The sequence below is a fragment of the Alkalihalophilus lindianensis genome (genome assembly GCF_032843265.1).
Lineage (GTDB): Bacteria > Bacillota > Bacilli > Bacillales > Bacillaceae_D > Alkalihalophilus > Alkalihalophilus lindianensis.
The window spans coordinates 1-233 of the sequence record NZ_JAWJBA010001093.1; the positions used below are offsets into that span (position 1 = coordinate 1).

1 protein-coding gene is annotated in these 233 nt (G+C 63.1%); it reads left to right on the forward strand.

Translation table 11 applies throughout. The features are described from left to right. Positions 1 to 233 (forward strand): glutathione S-transferase N-terminal domain-containing protein (locus RYX56_RS26870; RefSeq protein WP_317124533.1); only part of this gene is annotated, 233 nt, incomplete at both ends.

Consider the following 233-nt stretch of genomic DNA (forward strand, 5'->3'; position numbering starts at 1 on the left):
GCCGCCGCCACCCAGAACCCCATCGACGTCCATACCTGGGGCACGCCCAACGGTTGGAAGATTCCCATCATGCTGGAAGAGTGCGGCCTGCCCTATCGGGTGGTGCCGGTGAATATCGGCAAGGGCGACCAGCTGGCCCCGGACTTTTTGACGATCTCTCCCAACAACAAGATTCCGGCCATCGTCGATCCGGACGGCCCCGGCGGGATGCCGATCTCGATCTTCGAATCGGG